This window comes from Bradyrhizobium sp. AZCC 1719 (genome assembly GCF_036924525.1).
Lineage (GTDB): Bacteria > Pseudomonadota > Alphaproteobacteria > Rhizobiales > Xanthobacteraceae > Bradyrhizobium.
In genome coordinates this window covers 4,432,278-4,451,965 of sequence record NZ_JAZHRU010000001.1, presented here as the reverse complement: position 1 = coordinate 4,451,965, position 19,688 = coordinate 4,432,278, and the positions used below count along the sequence as shown (strand labels likewise).

Annotated in this window: 21 protein-coding genes and 1 tRNA gene; 8 read left to right on the top strand and 14 right to left on the bottom strand. The window is 62.4% G+C overall.

The genetic code is table 11. The features are described from left to right. Positions 1-74: 74 nt before the first annotated feature. Entirely contained in the window at positions 75-452 is a 378-nt protein-coding gene (gene rplL / locus V1292_RS20920; protein WP_334374587.1) for a 50S ribosomal protein L7/L12, read from the bottom strand. Positions 453-506: 54 nt separating this feature from the next. Continuing rightward, positions 507-1,025: a 50S ribosomal protein L10 gene (gene rplJ / locus V1292_RS20915; protein ID WP_334374586.1), complete on the bottom strand. Its 519-nt coding sequence runs from the start codon at positions 1,023-1,025 to the stop codon at positions 507-509. 352 nt (positions 1,026-1,377) lie between these two features. Here rplJ and V1292_RS20910 point away from each other — a divergent pair, with 352 nt between their 5' ends. The 3 genes from V1292_RS20910 to V1292_RS20900 are packed head-to-tail and all read left to right on the top strand — an operon-like array spanning position 1,378 to position 3,437. Further along, positions 1,378-2,034 carry a hypothetical protein gene (locus V1292_RS20910; RefSeq protein WP_334374585.1) on the top strand — a complete coding sequence of 219 codons (657 nt, stop codon included), beginning with the start codon at positions 1,378-1,380 and terminating at the stop codon, positions 2,032-2,034. Continuing rightward, the gene (locus V1292_RS20905) at positions 2,027-2,572 is read left to right on the top strand and encodes a hypothetical protein (protein WP_334374584.1); all 546 of its coding nucleotides are present in this window, start codon (positions 2,027-2,029) and stop codon (positions 2,570-2,572) included. The genes V1292_RS20910 and V1292_RS20905 overlap by 8 nt, the downstream gene beginning before the upstream one ends. Continuing rightward, the gene (locus V1292_RS20900) at positions 2,544-3,437 is read left to right on the top strand and encodes a sigma-70 family RNA polymerase sigma factor (protein WP_334374583.1); all 894 of its coding nucleotides are present in this window, start codon (positions 2,544-2,546) and stop codon (positions 3,435-3,437) included. Before V1292_RS20905 ends, V1292_RS20900 begins: the two co-directional genes overlap by 29 nt. A 5-nt stretch (positions 3,438-3,442) precedes the next feature. Here the strand turns inward: V1292_RS20900 and V1292_RS20895 are convergent, their stop codons facing one another. From V1292_RS20895 to secE, 5 genes are all read right to left on the bottom strand, one after another. Beyond that, the gene (locus V1292_RS20895; RefSeq protein ID WP_334374582.1) at positions 3,443-4,396 is read right to left on the bottom strand and encodes a 2-hydroxyacid dehydrogenase; all 954 of its coding nucleotides are present in this window, start codon (positions 4,394-4,396) and stop codon (positions 3,443-3,445) included. 121 nt (positions 4,397-4,517) lie between these two features. Beyond that, a complete protein-coding gene (rplA, locus tag V1292_RS20890; RefSeq protein WP_057843562.1) occupies positions 4,518-5,210 on the bottom strand; it encodes a 50S ribosomal protein L1 in 693 nt (230 codons plus the stop codon). Between the two features lie 6 nt (positions 5,211-5,216). After that, on the bottom strand, positions 5,217-5,645 hold the full coding sequence (gene rplK, locus V1292_RS20885; protein WP_334374581.1) for a 50S ribosomal protein L11: 429 nt from the start codon (positions 5,643-5,645) through the stop codon (positions 5,217-5,219). Between the two features lie 130 nt (positions 5,646-5,775). Further along, positions 5,776-6,306 (bottom strand): transcription termination/antitermination protein NusG, encoded by a 531-nt coding sequence (gene nusG / locus V1292_RS20880; protein ID WP_057849226.1) that lies wholly within the window; start codon positions 6,304-6,306, stop codon positions 5,776-5,778. 20 nt (positions 6,307-6,326) lie between these two features. Then, complete coding sequence (gene secE, locus V1292_RS20875) at positions 6,327-6,518, bottom strand: preprotein translocase subunit SecE (protein ID WP_028349074.1); 192 nt, start codon at positions 6,516-6,518, stop codon at positions 6,327-6,329. Positions 6,519-6,885: 367 nt separating this feature from the next. Between secE and V1292_RS20870 the strand changes: the two genes are divergently transcribed. Together V1292_RS20870 and V1292_RS20865 are read left to right on the top strand one after the other, a co-directional pair. Next, positions 6,886-7,071, top strand: coding sequence for a hypothetical protein (locus V1292_RS20870; protein ID WP_334374580.1), 186 nt, complete (start codon positions 6,886-6,888; stop codon positions 7,069-7,071). A gap of 285 nt (positions 7,072-7,356) precedes the next feature. Then, entirely contained in the window at positions 7,357-8,571 is a 1,215-nt protein-coding gene (locus V1292_RS20865) for an OpgC domain-containing protein (RefSeq protein WP_334374579.1), read from the top strand. A gap of 88 nt (positions 8,572-8,659) precedes the next feature. On the opposite strand, the gene V1292_RS20860 is transcribed toward V1292_RS20865, so the two are convergent. After that, a tRNA-Trp gene (locus tag V1292_RS20860) sits at positions 8,660-8,735 on the bottom strand. A gap of 148 nt (positions 8,736-8,883) precedes the next feature. On the opposite strand from V1292_RS20860, the gene V1292_RS20855 reads away from it, so the two are divergent. Continuing rightward, on the top strand, positions 8,884-10,107 hold the full coding sequence (locus V1292_RS20855; protein WP_334374578.1) for a serine hydrolase domain-containing protein: 1,224 nt from the start codon (positions 8,884-8,886) through the stop codon (positions 10,105-10,107). A gap of 101 nt (positions 10,108-10,208) precedes the next feature. Here V1292_RS20855 and V1292_RS20850 read toward each other — a convergent pair whose 3' ends face one another. Beyond that, positions 10,209-10,976 carry an SDR family NAD(P)-dependent oxidoreductase gene (locus tag V1292_RS20850; protein WP_028349077.1) on the bottom strand — a complete coding sequence of 256 codons (768 nt, stop codon included), beginning with the start codon at positions 10,974-10,976 and terminating at the stop codon, positions 10,209-10,211. An 89-nt stretch (positions 10,977-11,065) separates the two neighbouring features. Beyond that, a complete protein-coding gene (locus V1292_RS20845; protein ID WP_334374577.1) occupies positions 11,066-11,776 on the bottom strand; it encodes a histidine phosphatase family protein in 711 nt (236 codons plus the stop codon). A 139-nt stretch (positions 11,777-11,915) separates the two neighbouring features. Between V1292_RS20845 and V1292_RS20840 the strand changes: the two genes are divergently transcribed. Continuing rightward, positions 11,916-12,701, top strand: a complete 786-nt coding sequence (locus V1292_RS20840) for an SDR family NAD(P)-dependent oxidoreductase (RefSeq protein ID WP_334374576.1) — start codon at positions 11,916-11,918, stop codon at positions 12,699-12,701. A 17-nt stretch (positions 12,702-12,718) separates the two neighbouring features. Here the strand turns inward: V1292_RS20840 and V1292_RS20835 are convergent, their stop codons facing one another. From V1292_RS20835 to V1292_RS20825, 3 genes are all read right to left on the bottom strand, one after another. Then, positions 12,719-13,630, bottom strand: coding sequence for a DMT family transporter (locus tag V1292_RS20835; RefSeq protein ID WP_334374575.1), 912 nt, complete (start codon positions 13,628-13,630; stop codon positions 12,719-12,721). Between the two features lie 139 nt (positions 13,631-13,769). Beyond that, entirely contained in the window at positions 13,770-14,828 is a 1,059-nt protein-coding gene (locus V1292_RS20830; protein WP_334374574.1) for a phosphotransferase family protein, read from the bottom strand. Positions 14,829-14,970: 142 nt separating this feature from the next. Further along, positions 14,971-16,206: an acyl-CoA dehydrogenase family protein gene (locus V1292_RS20825; RefSeq protein ID WP_334374573.1), complete on the bottom strand. Its 1,236-nt coding sequence runs from the start codon at positions 16,204-16,206 to the stop codon at positions 14,971-14,973. Positions 16,207-16,533: 327 nt separating this feature from the next. Between V1292_RS20825 and V1292_RS20820 the strand changes: the two genes are divergently transcribed. Beyond that, positions 16,534-17,226, top strand: a complete 693-nt coding sequence (locus tag V1292_RS20820; protein ID WP_334374572.1) for a TetR/AcrR family transcriptional regulator — start codon at positions 16,534-16,536, stop codon at positions 17,224-17,226. An 892-nt stretch (positions 17,227-18,118) separates the two neighbouring features. Here the strand turns inward: V1292_RS20820 and V1292_RS20815 are convergent. Further along, a complete protein-coding gene (locus V1292_RS20815; RefSeq protein ID WP_334374570.1) occupies positions 18,119-19,429 on the bottom strand; it encodes a CAP domain-containing protein in 1,311 nt (436 codons plus the stop codon). Positions 19,430-19,688: the final 259 nt, after the last annotated feature.

The following is a 19,688-nucleotide window of genomic DNA, read 5'->3' as shown; positions in this document are numbered from 1 at the left end:
GGCCATCCACGCCGCTGGCAGGAGATCCCGGGTCGCGCTGACGCTCGCCCGGGATTTCGCCAAAGTAACTTGCGTTACTTCAGCTCAACCTTGGCGCCAGCCTTTTCGAGCTGGGCCTTGATCTTGTCGGCTTCTTCCTTGTTCACGCCTTCCTTGACCGGCTTGGGCGCGCCTTCGACGAGGTCCTTGGCTTCCTTGAGGCCGAGGCCGGTGATGGCGCGGACTTCCTTGATGACTTCGATCTTCTTTTCGCCGGCGGAAGCGAGAACGACGGTGAAGTCGGTCTTTTCCTCAGCCGGAGCGGCGGCGGCGCCACCAGCGGCCGGGCCGGCAACCGCAACGGCGGCAGCGGCGGAAACGCCCCACTTTTCTTCGAGGAGCTTGGCGAGTTCGGCGGCTTCGAGCACGGTGAGGCTCGAGAGGTCGTCGACGATTTTCTGCAAGTCAGCCATTGATCTATTTCCTTAAACGTTTGGTTTCGAACCAGTTTTGGGATTAGCGAAGGGTCAGGCCGCTTCGCCCTTTGAGGCATAGGCCTGGACGACGCGCGCGAGCTTGGCCGCGGGCGCGGTGGAGAGCTGGGCGATCTTGGTTGCCGGCGCCACCAGGAGGCCGACAAGCTTGCCGCGCAGTTCGTCCAGCGACGGCAGCGAGGCAAGTGCCTTCACGCCGTTCACATCCAGGACGGTTTTACCCATCGAGCCGCCGAGAATGACGAACCGCTCGTTCGTCTTGGCGAACTCCATGGCAACCTTCGGCGCCGCTACCGGATCGTTTGAAGTCGCGATCACAGTCGGCCCCTTCAGCAGGGAACCGATGGCAACGACGTCTGTGCCTTCAAGAGCAATTTTGGCGAGACGGTTTTTCGAGACCTTCACCGATGCGCCCGCCTGCTTCATCTGCGTACGCAGCTTCTGCATCTGGGCCACGGTGAGGCCGGAATAATGGGCGACGACTGCAACGCTCGTGGTCTTGAAGACCTCGTTCAGCGCCTCAACCGCGTCCTTTTTTGCCGCTCTTTCCACAGCAAGCTCTCTCCGGTTGGCGGCCTTCGCTTACGAGCGAGACCGCCGGGTTGCACCCATCGTCTCGCCCAAAACCTGACCTCTAGACACCAGTCTCAAGGACACGCCGGGCAGACGACATTTGAAAAGCCTGCCCTCCCGAACCAGATGGCGCGGGGTGTCGAGGTTCGAACCAAATCAGCCATGGCGCCGCGCAAGGCGACGCTAAAGCGAAATCCGGTCTTCACCCGTCTATGCAGGCTGTAAGATTAAGCCGTTGAGGAACTTGCGTTTCTTCGCGGGCGCCTGCAGTCTCGGACAGGATCGGGGCCATTCGGCAAGCCGAAGGACCCCTGCCGCATTCCACGAAACGATGAGTTTTCGTTCCTTTCGAGCAATCCATGCGGATGTCCTGAAAGGAATGATCTCCTACCGTAACGGGTTTTCGGAATGCGCGCACAGACGTGCCAGCAGCTACGGCCAGCACGCCTGGAAGCCGTTGTTTAACGAGTCTTGCCCGGCTTGCCAAGAGCAAAATTCACACCAGTTCACGAACCGGCCGGACAACAATTTTCGTTCCGAATCTCGAAATTTCTTTGACGGTTCCGTCACACCGGCGACGCCCGCCTCGTCTTGGCCGCAGGAGGTTCCCATGCGGCGTCAGTTGGCAGCCATTCTTGCGATACCCACGATTCTGAACGGGTTGGCCATGCTCGCGGCCGGACCGCTCTGGTACGAAACCGTGCCCGGGGTGCCGGACACCGGCCCGTTCAACCCACATTTTGTTCAGGACATCGGTGCGGCGTTCCTCGTGGCCGGCCTGGCGCTGGCCGCGCGGGCATGGCGCCCGCGTTATTGGCCGGCCGCGGTGGCAGGCGCCGGCTTCCTCGCCGCGCACGGTCTGATCCACCTGGTGCTGATTGTTAGCGGGCACGCCCACAACGCCGCGTTCGATCTTCTTGCCGTGGTCCTGCCCTCCGCACTCGCCCTCTATTCCGCCTTTCCCAACCAAGGAGAACAACATGCGTAATTGGATCGCCCGCCGCAGTTTGCGCGTATTCGCCAAACGCTACGGTTACGACGTCAGCTATCTCGAAATGATGCTGAACGAATCGCCTGCCGCCTTTTTCAAGTTCGCGCCCATCATGAAGGCGGCCGCGCACCGCGAGGCGGTCCCGACCGATGCCAGCTTCGCTGCCAAAATCGTCGGCGCGCTGGCGGAGGATTGCGGCCCCTGCACGCAACTGGTCGTCGACATGGCGCTGGAAGCGGGTATGGCCAAGGACCAGATAGAAGCGGTTGTTCGCCGCGATCCGCGCGCGATGAATGATGCGACCATGCTCGGGTTCCGGTTTGCCGACGCCGTGGTGCGTCGCTCCGCGAATGACGACGAGTTTCGCGACGCCGTCCGCGCCCAATGGGGCTCGAAGGGCGTGATAGACCTAACGATGGCCCTCCAGCTCGGCCGCATGTTCCCGATGGTGAAAGCCGGGCTCGGCTATGCCAAGGAGTGCCGCCGCGTCTCGGTGAATGGGCACGATGTCGATGTCGTCGGACAGGCTGCATGACGGCGACCCGCTGGCGCCCCATCGCGGGCGCCTGCTCGGGCTCGCCTATCGCATGCTCGGCAGCCGCAGCGACGCCGAAGACGTCGTGCAGGACGCCTATCTCCGCTTTGCCGGCGCCCGGGATATCCGCAACGCGGAAGCGTTTCTCGTCACCGTCGTGACCCGGCTTTGTCTCGATCGCCTGAAGAGCGCGAAGGCGCAGCGGGAGATCTATGTCGGGCCCTGGCTTCCGGAGCCGGTGTTCGACGCGGAAAGCCTGTCGGCCGAAGCGGCCACCGAACTGGCCGACGATCTATCGTTCGCCCTGTTGCTGGCGTTGGACCGGCTTTCTCCGATGGAGCGCGCGGCCTTCCTGCTGCACGATGTGTTCGACACGCCGTTTTCCGAAATCGCCGCGATGCTCGACCATAGCGAGGCCGCCTGCCGTCAACTTGCCTCGCGCGCGCGCCGAGCGGTGCGCGACAACCGCCCGCTACCCGCGGCCGCGCCGGACGACCACGCGCGCCTCCTGCGCGCTTTCAGCGAAGCGGTTGCCAGCGGCGATGTCAGTCGGCTGGCCGAATTGTTGCGCGAGGATGCTGTTGCGATCACCGACGGTGGCGGCCGCAAATTCGCGGCGCGCAATCCGATTGTTGGGAAAGACAAGGTCGCCCGCTTCTTCGTCGGCATCGCCGGCAAAACCGCGGGCCAGGATGTCCGTATTGAGCCGGCTGTCATCAACGGCGCCATTGGCGCGCTACTCTATCTCGATGGCGAACTCGACCTCACCTTGAGCATGGCGATCGATGGCGAAAGAATCGCCGCGATCTATGTCGTCCGCAATCCCGACAAGCTGCGCCACATCCCGCCCGGCACGGCACACTGAAGCGGTCAACCGAGCGTCACCGGGTAAGGCAGGCGCTTCCCGGCAAAAAACGCGTCAAGATTGGCCAACACGCAGTTCTGCATCGCCACATGCGACTCCAGCGTATGGCCGCCGATGTGCGGAGAGAGCACGACGTTGGGCAGCGCCGTCAGGGCGTCCGGCGCATGCGGCTCCTTCGCGTAGACGTCGAGGCCTGCGCCGGCGATGGTCTGATCGGACAGCGCCGCAATCAGCGCGGGCTGGTCGATCACCGAGCCGCGCGAAATATTGACGACGTAACCATTCTTGCCGAGCTTGCGCAGAATATTGGCATCGACGACGTGATGGGTATCGGCGCCCGCCCGCACCGCGACCATCAGGACACTGCACCATTCGGCCAGCGCATCCAGGCTCGGAAAATACCGATACGGCACATCGTGCTGCCGGCGGCTGAAATAGCCGACCTCGGTCTCGAACGCGGCAACCCGCGCGGCGATCTTGCGGCCGATCTCCCCCATGCCGTAGACGCCGATCTTGCGGCCGAGCATGCCCGCCTGAGGACGCATCATCGGCGACGGTTTTGCGGCCGCCCAACTCCCGCCCCGCACATAGTCGTCGGCCGCGAGCAGCCGCCGCGCGGCCGCCAGCATCAGCGTGACCGCGATATCGGCGACTGACGCCGCATTGGCGCCCGGGCTATGACCGACGGCGATATTGCGCTTCGCCGCCGCCGCCAGATCGACGCCGTCATAGCCGGTGCCGTAGCAGATGATCGCGCCGAGTTTCGGCATCATGTCCATCGCGTCGCCACGAAGCGGCGTGCCGCCCGCCGTGATCAGTGCGCGAATGTCGGCGAGCTGATCGGCCGAGAACACCTCGTTGGGCGCCTTGCCCGCGGCGTTCAGCAGTTCAAAGCGTTCGCCAAAGCGCTCCATCTGGGCTTTCGGGAAACGCGAATAGATCAGGACTTTCTCGGGCATTGTTCTTCCTTCTTGCCAAGTCCGACGGGGCGACGATCGATTACGCAAACGCGATTTCAAACGCAAAGGGCGGAATCGGTCGCCCGATTCCGCCCCTGCAATTCACTTAAACCGCCACGAACTAGCCGAGCAGCGTGCCCGGCTCGACCTTGACGCCCGGGCCCATGGTGGAGGAGACCGCCACGCGCTGGATGTAGGTGCCCTTGGCGCCGGCCGGCTTTGCCTTTGCCACCGCATCCGCCAGCGCTTTGACGTTCTGCACCAGCTTTTCCTCGGAGAACGACGCCTTGCCGACACCGGCCTGCACGATGCCGGCCTTCTCGACGCGGAATTCGACCGAGCCGCCCTTGGCGCCCTTCACGGCTGACGTGACGTCCATCGTCACGGTGCCGATCTTGGGGTTCGGCATCATGCCGCGCGGGCCGAGCACCTTACCGAGGCGGCCAACCAGCGGCATCATGTCGGGGGTTGCGATACAACGGTCGAAGTCGATCGTGCCGCCCTGAACCTTCTCGACCAGGTCTTCGGCGCCGACGACGTCAGCGCCGGCAGCCTTGGCTTCGTCCGCTTTGGCGCCACGGGCGAACACGCCGACGCGCAGCGTGCGGCCGGTGCCGTTCGGCAGGTTGACGACGCCGCGAACCATCTGGTCGGCGTGGCGCGGGTCGACGCCGAGATTGATCGCGATCTCGATCGTCTCGTCGAACTTCGACGTGGCGCGTTCCTTGACCATCTTGATGGCATCCGCGAGCGGATAGAGCTTCTCGCGGTCGATGCCCTCACGGACCTTCTTCAAACGTTTTCCGATTGCCATGGTCCGTTACCCCGCAACTTCCAGACCCATCGAACGGGCGGAGCCCTCGACCATCTTCATGGCCGATTCGACTGAGTCGCAATTGAGATCCTTCATCTTCTTCTCGGCGATCTCGCGCACCTGCGCTTTGGTCACCTGGCCCGCCTTGTCGCGGCCCGGGGCTTTCGAGCCGGACTGGATCTTGGCAGCCTGCTTGAGGAAGTAGGACATCGGCGGCGTCTTCATCTCGAAGGTGAAGGAACGGTCCGCATAGATGGTGATGACCACCGGGATCGGGGTGTTCTTTTCTTCCTTCTGCGTCTGCGCGTTGAACGCCTTGCAGAATTCCATGATGTTGAGGCCGCGCTGACCAAGCGCGGGACCGATCGGGGGCGACGGATTGGCCGCACCGGCCGGGACCTGAAGCTTCAGGTATCCGGTCACTTTCTTTGCCATGTATCACTCCTGTTGTGCCGGCCGGGGCCGGCGGTTTCAGGGTCCGTGGTTCGGTTGAAGCGCGGTTGGCGACCGCCCTCTCCCTCCCACGGCCTTAGTTGACGCGAAGACAAGCTTCGCGCCGCTCCGATCAGACCTTCTCGACCTGACCGAATTCCAGTTCGACGGGCGTGGCGCGGCCGAAGATCGACACCGCGACCTTCACGCGCGAACGCGCCTCGTCAATTTCCTCAACCACGCCGGAGAACGACGCAAACGGACCATCCGCCACGCGGACGTTCTCGCCAATTTCGAACGACACCGACGCCTTCGGACGTTCGACGCCTTCCTGCACCTGGTGCAGGATCCGCATCGCCTCGGACTCGGAGATCGGCATCGGCTTGTTTTCGGCGCCGAGGAAGCCCGTCACCTTCGGCGTGTTCTTGATGAGATGGAACGCCTCGTCGGTCAGTTTCATCTTCACCAGCACGTAGCCCGGGAAGAACTTGCGCTCGGCGTCGATCTTGCGGCCGCGGCGCACCTCGGTGACCTTTTCGGTCGGCACCAGCACCTGGTCGAACAGTTCCTCGAGGCCGCGCTGCTTCGCCTGCTCGCGGATCGATTCCGCCACCTTCTTCTCGAAATTCGAGTAGGCGTGAACGATATACCAGCGCTTGTCCATCGTAAGGGTTCCGGTGCTCATCATTGGACGCCCAGCAGGAAGGTGACGACGTAGCGGATGATCAAATCCGACAGGAAGAAAAAGATCGAAGCCAATGCAACCATCACGAAGACCATGATCGTGGTGATCGTCGTCTCGCGGCGCGTCGGCCAGGTGACCTTGGCGGTCTCCGAGCGCACTTCCTGCAAGAATTTGAACGGGCTGAAAGCCATCGTTGGTTACCGCGTCCTTCGTGAGACGATTGCGATTTAAAGCGAATTCGAACAGCCCTCTAGTGCCCAGCCCTCTCTCGAAGGATGAGCCGCCAAGCGGGCTCGATTGTTCGGGGGAATTCAAAGCCGCGCCGGATATCCGCATCTCAACGGGCCGGCAGCAGGTGGCGGGTATCTACTGCCGCCCGGGCAAAAGGTCAAGGTACGGGGTGCCGCGCCCTGTCGGCTGGCTGGCGGCCCAGCTGAACGGGGCGGAGCCATTGGTTAACCCGCCGGTACCGGGTCGGCTCAAATGCACACGAGGCCGCCATCCTGATTTTAAAAGCTCCTGGATATCCTGTTTGCTCCACTGGGAAGTGAGACGACCATGGCACTGTTGGGCCAAGACCACGAAAGACCTTCGGGCGAGACCGCCTGGACCATACTCGACGCGGCACACGACCTCGGCGACACCGTTACCGTCGATGCCTGCCGGCGGGTGATCGATGCCGATCTGCGCGGCGACACGCCGGCCATCTCGGACATGGCAGTCCTCTCCGCGTTCTTCGGCTAGTTGCCGGGCAGCGCCAGGAATTTCCACCAAGCCATTGACTGAACTGCTCATTTTAGTCGTGTACCGGCGAGATCCGGCCAACGACCGCCGGCGTGAGGATCGATCCGTTTCTGCACCGCGGCTGCGGGATTCCGAAGTCGATTCCGGCATTTGACATGGCTCAACAAGCCCCGCCGCACCGCTCCCTATCATTTTAGGCCATGCGCGCGCCCTGAGAGCCTCGCCTCCGAGGCGCACCGGGTGCGGCCGAAATCTCGACTCCTGTCAGAGGTGGGCTGGAACAAAATGAGCGTCGAACTTGCACTTCCACCGTCGAAGCGGGATTTGCGGCTCGACCTGTTTCGCGGCCTCGCCAACTGGCTGATGTTTCTTGGTCACGTCTCCACCAGCGTGCTGGCCTGGTTTTCGTTCCGAAACTACGGCTTCAGCGACGGCGCCGATCTGTTCGTGTTCATTTCCGGCTACACTTCGGCGCTCGTATTCGGCAGGCGAATGCTTGAGGGCGGCTTCGTTTTCGGAACGACCAGACTGTTCCGGCGCGTCTGGCAAATCTACGTCGCCCACATTTTGCTGTTCGTGTTCTATCTGGCTTCCGTCCATTTCCTCACAAGCAGGTTCAGCGCGCCTGATCTCGTCGATCGATTCAATGTCGCTCCCCTGTTGAACGCGCCGGTCGAAACCATCACGCAAGGGCTGTTGCTCCGATACAAGCCGCTGAACCTCGACGTGCTGCCGCTCTATGTCGTCCTGATGGCCGCTTTTCCGCCGGTGCTCTGGCTGATGCTCAGGCATCGCAACTGGGTCATGCTGGGATCCGTATTGCTCTACATCACCGCCCGGCAATTCGGCTGGAACCTGCCCTCCTATCCTTCGGGAGTTTGGTACTTCAACCCATTCACGTGGCAGCTTCTCTTCGTGCTCGGCGCATGGCTGGCGCTGGGCGGGGCCAACACGCTGCATTTCCTGGTGCGCTCCAGAGCGGTCCTCGTGTTCGGGATGGCTTATTTGCTCTTCGCCGCCGTCATGACGCTCGCAGGGCTGATACCGGAGCTTCAGAAGGTTTTTCCGCGCGTTCTGTTCGAAGCCTTCAACCCGAACGACAAGACCAATCTGGCGCCGTATCGCTTCCTGCATCTGGCCGTCGTGATCATCCTGGGCGCGCGATTCATACCGATCGATGCGGCGGGACTGCAGGCCACGATCTGGAAGCCTCTGGTCAAATGCGGCCAGCAATCCCTCGAAGTGTTTGCGGTCGGCATCTACCTTGCGTTCATCGGATATTTTGTCCTGACGATGACTTCGGACGGAATGATCCCGCAACTGCTGGTTGGAACCGCCGGTATCTCCATCATGACGGCTGTCGCCTACTACCGGTCATGGTCGAAGCGCGTTGAAAAATCAGCCCACGCCCATGCTATTCCGCCGATCACGGGCAAATCCCAACCAATCGGCGGCGAGTTGGCTCGGCCGGCTGAACGATCAGCGGTTGGCGTTGCATAATCTCATGCTGCGCAAAGGCAGGGTGGCGCGGATCGATCCGCGAAGGATCGCCGGCCTGTCGAAAATCAGCGTAAGTATTTGATTTAGCTGGCAGGAGTGGCAGGGCTCGAACCTGCGACCCCCGGTTTTGGAGACCGGTGCTCTACCAATTGAGCTACACTCCTGCAGGGAACCGCCGCATGCGTCGGTTCGTGCCGTTTCAAGCATAGGGCATGCCCCGATTGCAAGGGCGAAGCGGCTTACCGCCCTACCCAAAGCACGCCTTCTGCGCCAGACTTGGTCACCACAACAACAAGCGCAACGGGAGAGACCATGAACGCGCAGACCGCCGCCCGGCAAACGTCCGCCCCCCAGACCCCATCGCTCCCGCAGGCCAAACCCGAAACCATCGGCCTCTCGAGCGTCCGCCTGCAGCGGATGTCGGACGCTTTCAAGCGCGAGGTGGACAAGGGAACCCTGCCCGGCGCCACCGTGATGGTGGCCCGGCGCGGCCAGATCGGCTGGTTCGATGCGATCGGCCGCCAGAGCCCGACAGCCAGCGCGCCGATGGCGCATGACAGCCTCTTCCGTATCTTCTCGATGACCAAGCCGATCGTCTCGGTCGGCATCATGATGCTGGTCGAGGACGGCCACTTCATCCTTGGCGATCCCGTCGCCAAATTCATTCCGGAGTTTGCCGACCAGAAGGTCGGCGTCGAGAGCAACGGCAAGCTCGAGCTGGTGCCGGCGAAGCGGCAGATGACGGTTCAGGACCTGCTGCGGCATACGTCCGGCCTGACCTACGACCACACCGGTAACGGCCTCGTCCAGCAGCTCTACCAGCAGTCGCGGCTGCGCAGCCGCAAGATCACCAACGCCGAGCACGCGACCATGATCGCCGGCATGCCGCTGATCTGCCAGCCCGGCGCGGAATGGAACTACAGCCGTTCGACCGACGTGCTCGGCCGCATCATCGAAGTCGTCTCCGGCAAATCGCTCGGCGCGTTTCTGACTGAACGCATCCTGGCGCCGCTGCAGATGGCCGAGACCGCTTTCCATACCGCAGAAGCCAACGCCGGTCGCCTCGCCGAACCGTTCGCGAATGATCCGTGGAATGGCGACAAGGTGCAGCTCTTCAACATGCTGGAGAAGCCCGCGATGGAATCCGGCGGCGGCGGGCTGGTCTCGACATCAATGGACTATGCGCGGTTCTGCCAGATGCTACTCAACGGCGGCGCGCTCGACGGCAACAGGATCATCGGCCGCAAGACGCTGGAATTGATGGCATCGGATCATCTCGCCCCAGGCGTGAAGGTGGACTCGCCACTGATGCCGCCCGGTCATGGTTTTGGCCTCGGCTTCGCGGTCCGCACTCACAGAGGCATCGCGCCGTTCCCGGGATCGCTCGGCCAGTTCTTCTGGAGCGGCATGGCCGGCACGTTCTTCTTCATCGATCCCGCGGAAGACCTGTTCACGGTCTTCATGATGCAGGGCCCCGGCCAGCGCGAATACATCCGCAACATGCTGCGGGATTTGGTCTACGCGGCCATCGACTAGCGTCATTCCGGGGCGGCCCGCAGGGCTGAACCCGGAATCTCGAAGTTGTGGAGCGAGATTCCGGGTTCGCGCTCCGCGCGCCCCGGAATGACAGCCAAGACTCAACTGATCGTCGCGCCGCCGTCGATCACGATGGTCTGCCCGGTCATGAAGTCGCCGGCCTTCGATCCCATCAGCACCGCAGCGCCCGCGATTTCGTCCGGCACGCCGATGCGCAGCAGCGGCGAGCGCGCGGTGGAGGCCTTGAGCGTCTCCGGATTGTCCCACAGCGCCTTGGCGAAATCGGTCTTGATCAGGCCGGGCGCGATGCAGTTCACCCGGATATTGTGCTTGCCATATTCGCAGGCCAGATTGCGCGCGAGTTGCATGTCGGCCGCCTTCGAAATCGCGTAGGCGCCGAGCACGGTCGAGCCCTTCAACCCGCCGATCGAGGACACGATGATGATCGAGCCGTCCTTGCGCTCGATCATCTGCGGCACCACCATGTTGATCAGCCAATTGTTGGCGACGATGTTGTTGTCCAGGATCTTGCGGAACTGTTCATCGGAGATGCCGCCGAGCGGGCCGTAATAGGGATTGGACGCGGCGTTGCAAACCAGCACGTCGATTTTGCCGAAGGCGCGGTTGGACTCGTCGACGAGGTTTTGCAGGTTTTCCTTGCTGGAGATGTTCGCAGCGATCGCGACCGCGGTCCCCTTGCCGAACTTGTCGTTGATTTCCTTGGTGACCTGGTCGCAAACATCCTGCTTGCGCGAGGAGATCACGACTTTCGCGCCGTGCTCGGCCATCCGCTCGGCGATGGCGCGGCCGATGCCGCGCGTCGAGCCGGTGATGACGGCGACTTTCCCGGTCATATCGAACAAGCTCATGTCTCTCTCCCGATGTTGATCCAGCGCGATGCCGGTTTCGTCTTCAATTCGAACTAAGCAGCCTTTGCGATCCTCGACAACTTCAAGCGTCACGCGAGTTTCGTCGACGGCGGCTCGACCTCCGGCCCGGCCGGCTGATGCATGGCGTTGTGCGAGGCATCCGCGATCCATGGCTGCTGGTTGACCATCGGCAGCCGCCAGCGGCTGTGACTGGCGCTGGAGAGGTGATCGAGCCGCGTCACCGAGCAATTGTCGATATCGAAGGCCATGCCCTTATCGGGATGGCCGCCGAGCGCATGACCGATGGCGGCTCTAATCGTGCCGCCATGGGCGACGACGATCACGTCCCTGCCTGCCTGTTCGGCATTGATGCGTTCGATAGCACCGCTGACGCGGTTGTAGAGGTCCATAAAGCTCTCACCGCCAGGCGGGACCTCGTCGATTTCCGCAAACCAGTGACTGCCGAGCGGACGGCTGGCGAGGAACGCCACGCGATTCAGGCCCTGCCACTCACCGAGATGCTGCTCGGCGAACGCGTTTACGTGCGGCATCTCCGAAGGCTTGGGAAAGCCTGCTTCCCAGATCGCATACGCGGTCTGGTGCGTGCGCTTCAGATTGCTTGCATACCAGACTGCGTTGCGCGGCAGGATTTTTCCCACCGCCTCGAACACGATCCGATCACTGCAGTCGCAGCCGAGATCCTTCTGCCCGTAAATGCAGCCGTTATCTTCGCGAACCGGCGCGTGGCGCACCCACCACCAGCGCGTGCTCACCAGTCGCGGATTGTCTGCATTGGACATCGCCAAGACCCTTCAATACTGTTCGCTGTCGCTGTACGTCAGAGCACGCATCGCCTCAAGTCACTCTGACGTTTGAAATCTTGTTTGAATTCCGCAAGGCGGCAGGCGCCGACCGCATAACATCACAAGGGAGAAGCTCATGGGCCGCCTCGAAGGCAAATCCGTCGTCATCACAGGTGCTGGCAGCGGCATCGGGCGCGCCGCGTCGCTGCTGTTCTCCAGGGAGGGCGCGAAGCTCGTCATCGTCGACCGCGCTGAGGGCGTGAAGGAAACCGCCAAGCTCGTCAGCGATGCCGGCGGCACCGTCGAGGCTGTGATGGCCGATGCCGGTTCGGAAGCCGATGTGAAGGCGTTCATCGACAAGGCGGTTTCGAAATACGGCCGGCTCGATGCGATCTGGGCCAATGCCGGCGTCAGCGGCGGGCTGGTGCCGCTGGCCGAGCAGACCGTCGAACATTGGCAGGAAGTTTTGCGCATCAATCTGATCGGGCCATTTCTCGCGATCAAGCATTCGATGCCGCACATGATCCGGCAGCAGTCCGGCTCGATCGTCTGCACCGCTTCCGTTGCAGGGCTTAAGGCCGGCGCCAGCGGCCATCCCTATGGCGCGAGCAAGGCCGGCGTCATCAGCCTGGTGCAGACCACCGCCTATTCGCTGTCCGGTACCGGCGTGCGCATCAACGCGGTCTGCCCCGGCCTGATCGAGACCGGCATGACCAAGCCGGTATTCGACCGCGCCAAGGAGCGCGGCACCTCCGACAAGATCGGCCAGCTCAATCCGCTGAAGCGTGCCGGCCAGCCGCACGAACTCGCCGCGATGGGCCTGTTCCTCGCCAGCGACGAGGCTTCCTACGTCAACGGTCAGGCAATCCCGGTCGACGGCGGCCTCACAGCCTCGATGCCGTATACGGGTAAGCCGATCTGATCGCCACGGCTTCATGATCACAACCCGTCCGGCGGCAGGCCGGATGACTCTGCCGCCAGAGCGCGGTGGCGGATGCGCTCGCGGTAGAAGGCGTAGAGGCCTGACACCACGATGATCGAGGCGCCCAGTACCATCATCGCGTCGGGCACGTCGCCGAACACGAGGTAGCCGAGCAGCATCGCCCACAGCAGCGCGGAATAGCGGAACGGCGCCACCGCCGAGATATCGCCGGAGCGCAGCGCCGAGATGATGCATTGATAGCCGATCAGGAGCAGCACAGCGGCGAGCCCCTGCAGGCCGAGCGCGCTGGCCGATGGCGGCGTCCAGCCGCCGAGCGGAACGAGGATGGCGCCGCCGGCCGCCGTGACGGTCACGGTGGTCAATAAGGTGATGAACAGCGAGGGAATCTTCGCCGGGATTTTCCGCGTTGCGAGATCGCGCAGCGCGCAGAACGCCACCGACACCAGAGCAAACAGCGAGAACTCGCTGAAGCCGGCAAGCCCCGGCCGCACGATGATGAGCACACCGACGAAGCCTGCGACAATTGCCGACCAGCGCCGCCAGCCGACCGGCTCGCCGAAGATGACAGCGGCGCCGAGCGTGATCGCGAGCGGCAGCGCCTGGAAGATCGCCGAGGTGTTGGCGAGCGGTAGATGCACGAGCGCCGCCATGAACGAGATCGTGCCGCCGATCTCGCCCAACACCCTGAGCGCCACCGGTTTGAGCATCAGCGTGCGCAGCGGACGCAGCGCGCCCTGATAGTACGCGAACGCCGCGACCAGCACGATCGCGAACAGCCCGCGCACCAGCATCACCTGGGCGAAGTTCATCTCTGACGACACCGCCTTGGTGATGGAGTCGTTCATGGTGAACGCCGCCATGGATACCGCCATGAGCAGGCTGCCGCGGATATTCGGGGAGAGTGCCAACTGGATTCCCTCATGGTGAGGAGCGCGGAACGCGCGTCTCGAACCATGAGGCCCCATCTGTGGCCTACATCCTTCGAGACGCCCGCTTCTCGCGGGCTCCTCAGGATGAGGGTTTTTGAGCAGCTATGACGCAGTAGGATTAGGTCGCGCCGGCCTTCTGAGCGTATTCCCAGGAAGACTTCGACAGCGGCACGGTGCGCGCCGCCGACTCCAGCGCCTTGGCGTTGGCCGCGGTGCCGTCGCGGATCCGTCCGGCGATACCCTGCGTGATGCCAGCGAGGCGGAACATGTTGTAGGCGAAGTACCAGTTGAGGTCGGGCACTTCCATGCCGGTGACGTCGCAGTAGATCTGCGCGGCCTCTTCCAGGCTCGGAATGTTCAGCGCCTCGAGATCGACGTTGGCCAGCCCCGGCATGGTCCACTGCATCAACAGATAGGTGAAGTCGGCCATGGGATCGCCGAGCGTGGACAGCTCCCAGTCCAGCACCGCCTGCACCCGCGGTTCCGTCGCGTCGAAAATCATGTTGTCGAGCCGGTAGTCGCCATGGACGATCGAGACGCGCTTCTGCTCAGGCACCGTGCGCGGCAGCCATTCGGCCACCTTTTCAAATTCCGGAATGTGCTGGGTTTCCGAGGCGCGGTATTGCTTGGTCCAGCGGTCGATCTGGCGCGCGAAATAATTGCCCGGCTTGCCGAAATCGCCAAGCCCGATCTGCTCCGGATTGAAGACGTGGAGTTTCGCCAGCGTCTCGATCTTGCTGGTGAAGATTTTGCGCCGGTTGTCCGGCGTCTGGCTTGGCAGCGTCGGGTCCCAAAATACCCGGCCGTCTTCCATCGACATGATGTAGAAGGCGGCGCCGATCACGGCGTCGTCGGTGCACAGCGCATAGGCTTTTGCGACCGGAAAGCCCTGTTTGCCGAGCGCTGCAATAACGCGGAACTCGCGATCCACCGCGTGCGCCGACGGCAGCAATTTGCCGAACGGTTTTCGGCGCATCACGTAGGATCGGGCCGGTGTTTCAAGCTTGTAGGTCGGGTTGGACTGGCCGCCCTTGAACTGCAGGACCTTTAGCGGCCCCTGGTAGCCCTCGACATGCTCGCGCATCCAGCCGTCGAGGCTCGCCTCATCGATCCGATGGCGCTCCTCGACTTCCTTGGTGCCCGAGAACTCTTCGTCTTTCCTGACGCCGTCCGCCACGATGACGCTCCCTCTACTTTATTGTCCGTCATTCCGGGATGGTCCGAAGGACCAGACCCGGAATCTCGAGATTCCGGGTTCGATGCTTCGCATCGCCCCGGAATGACGGTGTGGAGAGCGCCACGCGCACTCTCCCCCATTTTTAATGCGTGGGAGAATTTGCATACTTCCGAAGTTCAAGTCTGGCAATGGCGCGGTTATGCACCTCGTCCGGACCGTCCGCCAGCCGCAGCGTGCGCACATGCGCGTAGTCCACCGCCAGTCCGGCGTCATCGGAGACGCCGCCGCCGCCGAACGCCTGGATCGCGTTGTCGATGATCTTCAACGCCATGTTCGGCGCCGCCACCTTGATCATGGCGATCTCGAGTTGCGCGGTCTTGTTGCCGACCTTGTCCATCATGTCGGCGGCCTTGAGGCACAGCAAGCGGTTCATCTCGATGTCGATGCGGGCTTCCGCGATGCGCTGCTCCCAGACCGAATGCTCGATGATCTTCTTGCCGAACGCGGTGCGCGACGAGAGCCGGCGCACCATCTTCTCCAGCGCTTCCTCGGCCTTGCCGATGGTGCGCATGCAGTGATGGATGCGGCCCGGACCGAGACGGCCCTGCGCGATCTCAAAGCCCCTGCCCTCGCCGAGCAGGATGTTCTCCTTGGGAACGCGGACGTTTTCGAGCAGCACCTGGGCGTGGCCGTGCGGCGCATCGTCGAAGCCGAACACCGGCAACATTTTTTCCACCTTGATGCCGGGCGTGTCGAGCGGAACGATGATCTGCGACTGCTGCTGGTGACGCGCCGCGTTCGGATCGGTCTTGCCCATCAGGATCGCGACCTTGCAACGGGGATCGCCGACGCCGGACGACCACCATTTGCGGCCGTTGATGACGTAATGATCGCCGTCCTTTTCGATGCGGGTTTCGATGTTGGTGGCATCCGACGATGCAACCGCCGGCTCGGTCATCAGGAAGGCGGAGCGGATTTCGCCGTCCATCAGGGGACGCAGCCATTTGCGCTTCTGCTCCTTGGTGGCATAGCGCATGAACACTTCCATGTTGCCGGTATCGGGCGCGGAGCAATTGAACACTTCGGAGGCCCAACTGATGCGGCCCATCTCCTCGGAGAGCGGCGCGTATTCCAGATTGGTCAATCCCGCGCCACGGAATTCATCGTCCTCGTGCGAGGACGGCGGCATGAACATGTTCCATAGGCCTTCAGCGCGCGCCTTCTTCTTCAGATCTTCCAGGATCGGAATCACCTTCCAGCGTTCACCTTGCGAGTCCTGCTGCTTGTAGATCGGCACCGCGGGACGGACATGCGTGTTCATGAACGCGCGAACGCGGTTCAGCCATTCCTTTTGCCTGTCTGACATATCGAAATTCATGGGACGCTCCTCGGCTCTCGGCTTCTGAAATCGTTTGGCCGCACTGTCTGCCCGCCACTCACGGCCGGCAAGCCGTTTTGCGAACCTGACAGTCCGGTCGGCTGGAGATGCGACACGTTCGCAAGCGGTGTTGACATTTCCGGCTCTTCAAACGATAGTTTCATACAACTGTTTGAATTGCAACTCCCTCGCTGGCCGTCATTCCGGGGCGACGCGCCAGCGTCGAACTATGGTGCGCAGTTGCGCACCTGAGAATCTGGAGATTGTGGCGCGAGATTCCGGGTTCGCGCTGCGCGCGCCCCGGAATGACGGAAAGAGGCTGTAGCCATGTCGAGCGATCGGACCCGGTCTGCCATTCTCGCCGCCGCTGAGCGGCTGTACGCCGACCGCGGCTTCGGCGACGTGACGCTGCGCGACATCGTCGCGGAAGCGAACGTCAATCTTGCCGCGGTGAATTATCATTTCGGTTCCAAGGATGAATTGATTGCGGAACTGTTCGTCACGCGCAGCCTCGCGACCAACCGCGAGCGGCTCAACGAGTTGAAGCTTGCGGAGGAAAGAGGCGGCGGCCGCGCGCCGATCGACGCCATTTTGCACGCGCTGGTAGGCCCCACCCTGCGCGGCTGCCTCGGCCCGGACCGCGAAGGTTCGACCGCAGCGCGCTTCATGATCCGCGCATCCATTGAATCGGTCCCGCCGATCCGCCGCATCAAGAACCGCGAGGTCGATCATCTGCGGAAATTCATCGCCGCAATGCGCCGCTCGCTGCCCGGCCGCGACGACGCCGAGCTCTATTGGGGATTGCATTTCGCGCTGGCGATGTCGCATCACACCATCCGGGAAAAAGAGCGGCTGTCCAGATTGTCGGAAGGACAATGCGACCTCAACGACGTCGATGCCATCGTCGACCGCGTGGTTTCGGTCTCCGTGATGGCGCTGACCGGCGGCGAGACGCCGGCGAAGAAGTCACCTGTTCGATCGGCGATGCCGCAAGGCAGGCTGACACGGCAGGATTTGTGAGCTGGACTCGTCAACGCGCTAAGTTCTCGTAGCACGGCTCTCTCCACGTTATTGCGACCCACACACTATTGTCATCCCCGCGAAGGCGGGGATCCAGTACGCCGCGGCCTATCGGTTTAATCACTGGCGTCTCTGGAATACTGGATCACCCGCCTTCGCGGGTGACGACAGTTGAGTATGCGATCGCGATCTCGCGGCATGAACAGCCCGAGGTTTGCCTAAGAATCTTCCGCCCTCTCCAATCTGAGGGCGCAGGGAAGACCGGGTGCTTGCTGCACCCGCGGTCTCGTGTGCAATTGCGCATAGCAAAAGCGCACACGAGCATACAGGTACAGCGGGAGCATCCCGGCCTTCCCTGCGCAATGGCTTTACGGCTTACTTCGTGCTCTCCCCGGAGAACGGCTCTTTTGCCTCCGTCGCCCGCAAGACGCTTTCGCACCTTGAGGACTTAACGCCAGCACCGCGGCGCCCGAACCACACGACTTCGCCGTACGCCTCCAGCACGCAACGTCTATCGCGCATTCAGCGTCCATCGCATCTCACCGCACGTTCGTGACGATGGCCAACGCCCCTCATCTGCCGTGAGACGGGCGGAGTTATGCCGGTAATTTGCGTGAGAAGTTAAGCGGAATATTTTTGATTCCGGGGCTTGACGCGACTTCGGAAAATCAGAATTGATTTGCCCGTCGTGCCAGTTTGTCGCACGCTGCTGCATGAAATCATACTTGCACGCGAGGCAAATCAGTTCGCAGCCCGTAGGGCGGGCAAAGCAAAAGCGTGCCCACCGTCAAGCAGCGCGCTCGATGATAGGGTGTGGTGGGCACGTCGCTAACGCTCCTTTGCCCACCCTACACGACTAACGCGCTGTTGCACGCAAGCTGGCCGTTCCGGATCAGACGATCAGGAAATCCTGAGAGGTAAGCGCCAGCTTGGTCTGAAGCTCCGCGAACTGGACTGCGGCCGCCGAGCCTGTTCCGTCCGGATCGTAGCTAAGCGCGCCGGTGTCGCTGTTGTAGATAATCCGGTCGGTCGAATCATGGGCGGCTGCGCCGGCATAGAATGCCGAAGAGGACATCGTGCCGTTCCATCCGAACGCCGTGAATACCGCATTGTCCAGCCGGATCGTATCGTCCACGGTCGAGAAGTCCGTGATCTTGTCGATGTTGGAAGCGCCGAGACTCGTATCGAAGACGAAGCTGTCCTGGTTCGCGCCGCCAGTCAGGACATCGCGGCCGGCTCCGCCATAGAGACGATCGTTTCCGTCGCCGCCGAGCAGCGTGTCGTCTCCCGTGCTGCCGTACAGGTAGTCTCTCCCGGTGCCGCCCTCGAGCCGGTCATTGCCGCTCTGCCCATAGAGCCGGTCGTCACCACCGAGGCCCTGGATCGTGTCGGCGCTGGCCGTACCATTGAGAGTCTCGCTTGACGCCGTGCCGGCGATCACGTCCGACGCGGGTGGAGGTGGTTCGGAAGGCGGCGGCTGTGAGCCGCCGCTTGTGGCGGGATCGATCAGATCGAGCTTGACGTTCTGGCTGCCGATCGTCGTCTGCATGCTGGTAGTTTGAATGCCCGCCCCTGAGAACGTGACCGTGTAGGTCGCGGGCGGCAGCGCGAGATCATAGCCGCCGGAGCCGTATGTGGTCGTGGTGTAGGTTGCACCGGTGCTGCTCACGGCGGTCAACGTCAGACCTCCGAGCTGCTCGCCCACATCGTAGAAGCGGTCGCCATCCTTGTCGTCGAACGCTACGCCGGTGAGATACACGCTCGAACCGGACTTCGCGAAATCTTCGGTGACGAACGCGCTATCGCGGCCACCGTAATCACCTGTCTCGAAGCCAAGCCCGACTTCGCGATAATTGGCGTTGAGGATGTTGGCCCGATGGCCGGACGAATTCATCAGATTTGTGTGCAGCAGGAGCACTTCGTCCTGCAGCCCGGTGGGCGATCGCGTGGTTGCCCATGCGATGTTCTCGCCCCAGCTCCAGGAACCGGTGAACGCATAGCCCGCGGCTGTCATGCGCTGACCCGCGGTCGATCCGCCTGAGCCTGTATGCGAGAACGTGTCTGTTCCGATCATCCATTGGCTGTGGCCTTCACTGGCCTCGTTGAGATCGCCATCGAAGGCAAGCGGCTGAGCGCCCACCTTGGCTCGCTCGGCATTAATCAGTTCAAGCAAATACTGCTCATAGGTACTCGGCTGCGCCATGACGATGTCCTCGCAGGGTGATGACTGATGACGATGTGCTGAAGGACCATTCGCGATCGATCAGATCGCTGCTATTGGCCGACTGTGATCAGTCGTTGACCCAATCGTGACCATTTATGGGAATGGTCGTGCTCGATTGAGCGACCTCCGGGTTCCAAGCAATCTCGATCGGTCGACGTTCAATCATACTCAGCGGATGCGAGGGATAGCGACGCACACTCGACTGTCATCCCCGCCAACGGGTCGCGCGAATGCGCGC